Consider the following 7563-nt stretch of genomic DNA (forward strand, 5'->3'; position numbering starts at 1 on the left):
ATGGAACGTCAACGCCAACGGCACCATCACCGGCCAACAGTCCGGACTCTGCCTGGACGCCAACGCCGCCGGCACCGCCAACGGCACCAAACTCATCCTCTGGACCTGCAACGGCGGAACCAACCAGCAGTGGAGCCTGCGGAGTTGACCGTGACACCGTCGTCCGCACCCCGTGGCCCGGATGCGGACGACGGGCGCCCGGTGCCGGCCCGGAGATGGAACCCTCCGGCCGGCACCGGGTCGTACCCGCCCGGCGGGTCAGTCGGTCCGGGCGAAGATGCGATGCTGGATGACCTGCCGGTAGTCCTCGAGTGTGTTGTCGACGTGGGTGGCCGCGGCCAGCGCCGCCGCCTCCGGATCGCCGGCCCGGATCGCCTGGTAGATGGCGTCGTGTTCCTCGACGGCCTTGGCCGCGTGCTCGCCCACGGAACCGCGCAGCCCGATCAGGTTGGACTGCGCCTGCAGGCGCCGGGCCTCCCGGACGGCGACCTGCAGGAACATGTTGTGCGAGGCGGTGGCGACGCAGGTGTGGAAGGCGTCGTCGCCGGAGTTGAAGAGGTCGTCCCGACCGGTCTCGAAGCCCTGCCGGCACACCTCGGCCGCCTTCTCGATGGCGCCCAGCTCCGCCGGGGTTGCCCGCCGGGCGGCCAGCCGGCTGGTCTCCATCTCCTGCGCCCGGCGGAACTCGAACAGCATGTAGACGTGGTCCAGGTCGGTGGGGAGGAAGAAGGACGCCCACCGGCCGGCGCCGAGCATGCCCTCGTCGTCGGCCACGTAGAGGCCGCGGCCCTTCTGCACCCGGACCCGGCCGAGCGCGGAGAGGATCTTCACCGCCTCACGCACCACCGTGCGGCTGGTGCCCAACCGCTGGGCGAGCTCGTTCTCGGTGGGCATCCGGTCGCCCGGTTGCAGGCGGGTGCTGGCGATCAGTTCCAGTACCTGCTCGGCGGCCAACTCGTAGCCCGGCCGGTATCCACCGCCCGTGAGCGCATGGTCGGTCACGGTGCCTCCCCCCTCGTGAGGATCCATCAGAGTATGACTTATCGCGGGATCCGGAGGCCAGGTCCGATGATGTCTTTCGATGTCAAAGGTGGCCAGGTGGGGGCGGATCCGGCCACCTGCGGGAGTCGCCGTGCCGGCCGCCGACCCCGCGCCGGCGACAGCAATGTGTTCTAATTATAAACATCGATGTTTGCGATAACATGAGTGGCTCGGGGGTCATCCCTCGTCGGTACCTTCGGCATGCGCAGCGGGTTGCGTTGCCGGCGGGCTCGACCCATGCCGCGAGAATGTTAACGTTCCATCGATGGCCATCACCCCGTGAGGCTCCGCCGCCGGTACGGACGGTCCCGGAGCCCTACGTTTCCGAGGAGCCGTCATGGTCATCCCACGCTTTGGGCCCACCCGGCCCACCCGACTACCCCTTCTCCTGTTGGCCCTGGCGCTGATTCTGGTCGCCGGCGGCACGGCCCTGGTGACCCACGCCGGGACGGCGGTCGCCGATCCAGGATCGGGCCCTCTCGTCGGCGCGCAGTCCGGCCGGTGCGTCGACGTCCCGAACGGCAGCACCGCCAACGGCACCCAGGTCCAGCTGTACGACTGCTCGGGCGGAGCCCGGCAGACCTGGACCTACACGTCGACGAAACAGTTCACGGTGTACGGGAACAAGTGCCTGGACGCCAACGGCCAGGGCACCAGCAACGGCACCGCCGTGATCATCTGGGACTGCAACGGCCAGACCAACCAACAATGGAACGTCAACGCCAACGGCACCATCACCGGCCAACAGTCCGGACTCTGCCTGGACGCCAACGCCGCCGGCACCGCCAACGGCACCAAGATCATCCTCTGGACCTGCAACGGCGGCGCCAACCAGCGGTGGACCACGTCGACCCCGCCGACCTCGGGACCGCCCACGTCGGCGCCGCCCACCTCGCCGCCCCCGGCCGGCGGCCGGCCGTGCGACATCTACGCCGCGGGCGGTACGCCGTGCGTGGCGGCGCACAGCACCACCCGGGCGCTGTTCTCGGCGTACGCCGGCAACCTCTACCAGGTCCGCCGCTCGTCCGACAACACCACCCGGAACATCGCGGTGTCGGGTGCCGGCGGCACCGCCGACGCGGCCACCCAGGACTCGTTCTGCGCCGGTACGACCTGCGTCATCACGGTCGTCTACGACCAGTCCGGCCGCGGCAACGACCTGTGGTACCAGGGTTCCGCGCAGGTCCCGGGCTCCACCTCCAGCCGGCCCGCCACCGCCACCAGCGAGTCGCTGACCGTCGGCGGCAGCAAGGCGTACTCGCTGTACATCAACCCCAGCAACAGCTACTGGCGGGACGGTCACCTGACCGGCATCCCGACCGGCAGCCAGCCGGAGGGCATGTACATGGTGACCAGCGGGACGCATGTCAACAGCGGTTGCTGCTTCGACTACGGCAACAGTGAGACCACCCGCAGCGCCGACGCGGCCGGTGCGATGGACGCGATCAACTTCAGCAAGCAGTGCTGGTTCGGCGGCTGCTCCGGCTCCGGCCCGTGGGTCCAGGCCGACCTGGAATGGGGTCTCTACCCCGGCGGCAGCCAGTCCTGGAACCCGAACCAGCGGGCGTTCACCAGCAAGTTCGTCACCGCGATCCTGAAGAACAACGGCACCAGCCGGATGGCGCTCAGGGGCAGCGACGCCCAGGCGGGCAACCTCTACACCGTCTACGACGGCGCGCTGCCGAACGGCTACAGCCCGATGAAGAAGCAGGGCGCCATCATCCTGGGCAGCGGCGGCGACTGCTGCAAGCCCGGCGGCGGCGCCAATCTCAGCGCCGGCACCTTCTACGAGGGCGCCATGGTGGCGGGCTACCCGTCCGACGCCACCGAGAACGCCGTCCAGGCGAACATCGTCGCCGCCGGCTACCGCTGACCGGCATCACCCGCACCCCCGGACCGGAACGCCAGATGCCCGTCGGCATCCGGAGCCGCCCGGTCCGGGGCGTGCGCACCTCTACCGAAGGGACATCCGTCATGATGCGACTGAAGCATCGTCCCCGCCGTCCACGACCGTTGGCGACGCTTGCCGCCGCCGTCCTGGTCGCGGGCGGCCTGACCGTCGTCGACGACACCCCGGCGCTGGCCGCCACCTCGATCACCGTCAACGGGTCCTCCGGCGGGCAGGTGTTCGACGGCGTGGGCGCGGTCAGCGGCGGCGGCGGCAACAGCCGGCTGCTGATCGACTACCCGGAGCCGCAACGGGGTCAGATCCTGGACTACCTGTTCAAGCCCGGCTACGGCGCCGCCCTGCAGATCCTCAAGGTCGAGATGGGCGGAGACACCAACTCGACGAGCGGCTCGGAGCCGAGCCACGAACACGTCCGCGGTGATCTCAACTGCAACCGCGGGTACGAGTGGTGGATCATGGAGCAGGCCAAGGCCCGCAACCCGAACATCAAGCTGGCCGCGTTGCCCTGGGGAGCGCCGGGCTGGATCGGCAACGGCAACTTCATGTCCCAAGACATGATCAACTACTTCGTCGACTGGCTGGGCTGCGCCAAGCAGCACAACCTGACGATGGACTACATCACCGCCGCCCAGAACGAGAAGCGGACCGACGCGAACTGGACCATCAGCCTGCGCCAGGCGCTCAACAACAACGGCTACGGCGGCGTGAAGATCATATTTGGGGACGACTACCCGGGTAGCTGGGGCCCGGCCAACGCGGTCGCGAGCAACGCCACCCTGCGCAACAGCATCGACGTGCTCAGCGGTCACTACCCGTGCGGCTACCTCAGCGCGCAGACCTCCTGCTCGGTGTCGTCGACCGCCACCGGCACCGGCAAGACGCTGTGGGACAGCGAGGGCGGGTCGCAGGACTACAACGACGGCGCCAAGCCGCTGGCTCGGGGCGTCAACCGCGGTTACCTCGACGGTCGGATGGTGGCCTACCTCAACTGGGACCTGATCGCGGCGATCACCCCGAACCTGCCGTGGTCCACCGTCGGCCTGATCCTGGCCAACCAGCCGTGGTCGGGGTGGTACTCCGTCGGCAAGGACGCCTGGGCGCTGGCGCACACCACCCAGTTCACCGCCCCCGGCTGGCGCTACCTGGACTCGTCCAGCGGCTACCTCGGCGGCAACCGGAACAACGGCAGTTACGTCTCGCTCAAGTCGACGAACAACACCGACTACAGCACGATCATCGAGACGATGGACGCCACCGCGGCCCAGCAGCTCAACCTCAGCGTCACCGGCGGCCTGTCCACCGGGCAGGTGCACGTCTGGGCCACCAACCTGAACTCCACCAACACCAACGACTTCTTCGTGCACAGCACCGACATCACCCCGTCGGGCGGCACCTTCAGCCTGACCGTCCAGCCCGGTTACCTCTACAGCATCACCACCACGACCGGGCAGGGCAAGGGCACCGCCACCAGCCCGGCCCAGGGCTCGCTGAGCCTGCCCTACACCGACAACTTCGACGGCTACCCGATCGGGCGGATGCCGAAGTACCTGCAGGACATGCAGGGTGCCTTCGAGACCGTCGCCTGCGGCGGGGGCCGGTCCGGCACCTGCCTGCGCCAGATGTCCGCGCAGGCGCCCATCACCTGGAAGACCCTGGCCGATCCGGCGACCTACGGCGGGAACCTGAACTGGGGCAACTACACGGTCTCCGCCGACGTCCTGCTCGAACAGGCCGGGTACGCCCAGTTGGAGGGCCACGTCGGGACGACGAACCTGGACCCCATCGGCCGGTACAACGGCTACTTCCTGCGGGTCACCGACACCGGTTCGTGGTCGATCCTGCGCAACAACACCAGCGGGCAGTTGACCACACTGCGCAGCGGGTCGGTTTCGGCGCTGGGCACCAACCGTTGGCACAGCCTCGGGCTCGGCTTCTCCGGCGGCACCATCACGGCCACCATCGACGGCGCGACGGTCGGCACGGCCTCGGACTCCACGTTCGGCTCCGGTCAGGTCGGCTTCGGCACCAGCCAGGGCGAGACCGCGCAGTTCGACAACCTGTCCGTGGTCGCCGGCTCGGGCAACCCGGGCGACCCGGGGGGATCGAGCGGCGCGTTGCTCAACACCAACTCCAGCCGGTGTCTCGACGTACCGAACCAGTCGCAGAACAACGGCACCCAGGTGACGCTCTGGGACTGCAACGCCGGGGCCAACCAGCAGTGGACGGCCACCTCGGGCAAGCAACTGCAGGTGTACGGGAACAAGTGCCTGGACGCCGAGGGCCAGGGTACCTCGTCCGGCACCAGGGTGATCATCTGGGACTGCACCGGCGGCACCAACCAGCAGTGGAACCTGAACACCGACGGCACGGTCACCGGTGTGCAGTCCGGCCTGTGCCTGAGTCCGAACAACGGCGGGACCGGGAACGGTACCCAGATCGTGCTGTCGACCTGCAGCGGTGCCAGCAGCCAGAAGTGGGGCCGGGCGTGACCCGCCGTCCCGGGGTCGACGGCAGGTCACAGCATTGACCTATATGAATCAGGCCCTTAACATGCGGTCACTAGTAATCGACATACATGTATCCCATCCATCTGAAGGGTTGCCGGCCATGGCAGCGTCCTTGTCGATCTTCCTCCGCAGCCACCCGCCCATCGCGGGGGCACCCGCCGGCCCGGGGGACGAACGCTGATGTTAACGCTATCAATGAATCGGACGACCAGGCGCAGGCTCGCGCTGGTCGTGAGCCTGTTCGTCCTGGTGGGCCTGATCCCGGCGATGGCCCGGGCGGACAACCCGATCGTGCAGACGATCTACACGGCCGATCCGGCGCCGATGGTCTACAACGGCCGGGTCTACCTGTACACCGGCCACGACGAGGACAACTCGACCTGGTTCACCATGAAGGAGTGGCGGGTCTGGTCGTCGGACGACATGGTGAACTGGACCGACCACGGCTCGCCGCTCAACCTCGCCAGCTTCAGCTGGGCCAAGCAGGACGCCTGGGCGGGGCAGGCGATCTATCGCAACGGCAAGTTCTACTGGTACGTGCCGATGGTGGTGCGGGCGACCGGCCAGATGGGCATCGGAGTGGCGGTGGCCGACAGCCCGACCGGCCCGTTCCGGGACGCCATCGGACGTCCGCTGGTCAGCAACGGCGAGATCGACCCCACGGTGTTCATCGACGACGACGGCCAGGCGTACCTCTACTGGGGCAACCCGCACCTGTGGTACGTGAAGCTGAACGCGGACATGACCTCGTACTCGGGTAGCCCCACCCAGATTCCGTTGACCACGGCCGGGTTCGGGACCCGGACCGGCGACGCGAACCGGCCCACCCTGTTCGAGGAGGGCCCGTGGGTGTACAAGCGCAACGGCCTGTACTACCTGGTCTACGCGGCGAAGTGTTGCTCGGAGTTCATCGCCTACTCGACCGCGCCCGGCCCGCTGGGTCCGTGGACCTACCGCGGGACCGTCATGTCCACCCAGGGCAGCAGCTTCACAAATCACCCCGGGATAGTCGACTTCAAGGGTAATTCGTACTTCTTCTACCACAACGGGGCGCTGCCGGGCGGCGGTGGCTTCACCCGGTCGGTGGCGGTGGAGAAGTTCTCCTACGGTGCCGACGGCTCGATCCCGAGCATGACCATGTCGACCACGGGCGCGCCGCAGGTCGGGACGTTGAATCCGTACGTGCGGCAGGAGGCCGAGACCATCGCCTGGGAATCGGGGGTGGAGACCGAGGCGACCACCGGCGGCGGGATGCACGTCAGCTACATCGACAACGGGGACTACATCAAGGTCAAGGGCGTGGGCTTCGGCACCGGGGCCAGCTCGTACACGGCCCGGGTGGCGTCCGGGACCAGCGGGGGCAGCATCGAGCTGCACCTGGACAGCGTCGGCGGTCCGCTGGTGGGCACCTGCCGGGTAGCCGGCACCGGTGGCTGGCAGACCTGGGCCGACGTGACCTGCCCGGTCAGCGGTGCCACCGGCACCCACGACCTGTTCCTGAAATTCACCGGTGGCAGCGGTTCCCTGTTCAACCTGAACTACTGGCAGTTCACCCCGAGCGACGGCGGACCGCCGCCCACCAGCCCGCCGCCCACCACCCCGCCACCGACGACCCCGCCGCCCACCACGGCGCCGCCCACCACCCCGCCGCCGGCCGGAGCCTGCAGCGCGAGTTACCGCACCACCAGCTCGTGGTCCGGCGGTTTCCAGGGCGAGGTGACCGTGACGGCCGGCAGTGCGGCGATCAACGGCTGGACCGTGCGGTGGACCCTGGGCAGTGGGCAGAGCATCAGCCAGTCCTGGAACGCCACCGTGACTTCGAGCGGATCCACGGTGACTGCCCGCAATGTGTCGTACAACGGTTCGCTGCCCGCCGCGGGCTCGGCCACGTTCGGCTTCCTGGCGAACGGCTCGCCGTCGACGCCCGCTCTCACCTGTACCAGCCCCTGACGAGGAGCGATGATGCGTACACAGAAGAGATGGTTCGCCGCGGCGGCCGTGACGGTCGCGTTGGCGGCGGTCGGTGCGGCCGTGGTGGCGGGGCCGGCGAGTGCGGAGTCCAACGGTGGGGTGCGGGTGATGCCGTTGGGTGATTCGATCACCGAG

5 protein-coding genes are annotated in these 7563 nt (G+C 68.6%); 4 read left to right on the forward strand and 1 reads right to left on the reverse strand.

Annotation, left to right across the window (positions count from 1 at the left end):
- Window positions 1-148 (forward strand): ricin-type beta-trefoil lectin domain protein (locus tag ACFOX0_RS33615; protein WP_377553646.1); only part of this gene is annotated, 148 nt, incomplete at its 5' end.
- A 110-nt stretch (window positions 149-258) separates the two neighbouring features.
- On the opposite strand, the gene ACFOX0_RS33620 is transcribed toward ACFOX0_RS33615, so the two are convergent.
- Window positions 259-1002 (reverse strand): FadR/GntR family transcriptional regulator, encoded by a 744-nt coding sequence (locus tag ACFOX0_RS33620; RefSeq protein WP_377553641.1) that lies wholly within the window; start codon window positions 1000-1002, stop codon window positions 259-261.
- 376 nt (window positions 1003-1378) lie between these two features.
- On the opposite strand from ACFOX0_RS33620, the gene ACFOX0_RS33625 reads away from it, so the two are divergent.
- The 3 genes from ACFOX0_RS33625 to ACFOX0_RS33635 all read left to right on the forward strand — a co-directional run bounded on the left by ACFOX0_RS33625 (window position 1379) and on the right by ACFOX0_RS33635 (window position 7407).
- Complete coding sequence (locus tag ACFOX0_RS33625; protein WP_377553642.1) at window positions 1379-2914, forward strand: arabinofuranosidase catalytic domain-containing protein; 1536 nt, start codon at window positions 1379-1381, stop codon at window positions 2912-2914.
- Window positions 2915-3015: 101 nt separating this feature from the next.
- On the forward strand, window positions 3016-5439 hold the full coding sequence (locus tag ACFOX0_RS33630) for a ricin-type beta-trefoil lectin domain protein (RefSeq protein ID WP_377553644.1): 2424 nt from the start codon (window positions 3016-3018) through the stop codon (window positions 5437-5439).
- Window positions 5440-5652: 213 nt separating this feature from the next.
- Entirely contained in the window at window positions 5653-7407 is a 1755-nt protein-coding gene (locus ACFOX0_RS33635; RefSeq protein WP_449288881.1) for a family 43 glycosylhydrolase, read from the forward strand.
- Window positions 7408-7563: the final 156 nt, after the last annotated feature.

Origin of the sequence: Micromonospora zhanjiangensis, from assembly GCF_042650605.1 — a bacterium.
Classification (GTDB): Bacteria; Actinomycetota; Actinomycetes; order Mycobacteriales; family Micromonosporaceae; genus Micromonospora_J; species Micromonospora_J zhanjiangensis.

Coding starts and splice junctions, on each gene's coding strand:
- ACFOX0_RS33635 (WP_449288881.1), top strand. CDS start 5,653: ATGAATCGGACGACCAGGCGCAGGCTCGCGCTGGTCGTGAGCCTGTTC.
- ACFOX0_RS33625 (WP_377553642.1), top strand. CDS start 1,379: ATGGTCATCCCACGCTTTGGGCCCACCCGGCCCACCCGACTACCCCTT.
- ACFOX0_RS33630 (WP_377553644.1), top strand. CDS start 3,016: ATGATGCGACTGAAGCATCGTCCCCGCCGTCCACGACCGTTGGCGACG.